The sequence below is a fragment of the Hominiventricola sp. genome, from assembly GCF_057604405.1.
Window position 1 is genome coordinate 1 of the sequence record NZ_DBLYVB010000101.1, and the last position, 1211, is coordinate 1211.

1 pseudogene is annotated in these 1211 nt (G+C 46.5%); it reads right to left on the bottom strand.

Features of this window, described 5'->3' with window-relative positions:
- Positions 1 to 1211: pseudogene (locus tag ACZMB2_RS14330) on the bottom strand (N-acetylmuramoyl-L-alanine amidase family protein); the annotation flags it as partial.

A 1211-nucleotide genomic window follows, 5' to 3' on the forward strand; every position in this document is an offset into this window, starting at 1 on the left:
TGTCCAACTTCAGTTAATTCCAGATTACTGTTCGGTGTAATTGTTACGCTTGTTGCATAAACGGTTTCTGCTGGTGTCTCTGTTGGCTTCGGTGTCTCTGTCGGCTTTGGCGTTTCCGTCGGCTTTGGCGTTTCCGTCGGTTTTGGTGTCTCCGTTGGTTTTGGCATTTCTGTCGGTTTCGGTGTTTCTGTCGGTTTCGGTGTTTCTGTCGGTTTTGCTGCTGGTTTTGTTGTAAGCGCACCGTCTTTTCCGTAGTAATTTCCGTTTACCGTCTGGTCCGTTACCATCTTACAGTCTGATCGGAAATAATATGTCTTTCCGGAAATTTTCATCTGCATATCCTTGCAGGCTCCGCCCCAGCTCCGGATATAGTATTTTGCTCCGTTTTCTTCTTTCCAGCATCCGGAAAGCATAACTCCGTTTCCGTCCACAAAATACAGGTTATCTTTGTATGTAAAGCTCGTGTTCACTGCCATGGTGCCGTCTGCCTGGAACCAGTACCATTTTCCTCCGGTTTTCAGCCACTCATTCTGATAGGCTGCACCGTTATCATGCAGGTAATATTTTTTTCCGTTCCAGGTCTGCCAGCAGTTTTTATAAGCTCCGCCCCAGCTGCAGAAGAAATAGGTTTTTCCCCCGTCCGTGAAAGATTCATTTGCTTTCATGGTTCCGTCTGCGTTCAGATAATAACGGTTATTATCCCAGGTCTGCCAGCCCGTTGCAATTTTTCCGTCTTTTGCTAGTTTCCACTGTCCATCCATCACGATCCACTGCATGTTGGTTACATTAGCATTACCATCAAAAGTGTAGGAGCGTCCGTTGATTTTGGCAGATCTGTTCTTATATGCGCCGCCCCAGCTGCACAGATAGCGGATTTTCCCTGTATCATCCAGTCTCCACTCATTGGAGCGCATACTTCCATCACTATTCATGTAGTATTTATTTCCATCCCAGGTCTGCCAGCCCGTTGCAATTTTTCCGTCTTTTACCAGATACCATTTTCCACCTTTTACAACCCACTGGGAACCCTGTACCTTACTGTCTGCACCGAATGTATAACTTCTGCCGTTGATTCTTGCCTTGCAGTTCAGGTAAGCTCCACCCCAGCTGCGGAAGTAGTAAACCGATCCATCCGTATCAATCATCCACTCATTTGCTTTCATGGTTCCGTCTGCATTCAGATAATATTTTTTTCCGTCCCAGGTCTGCCA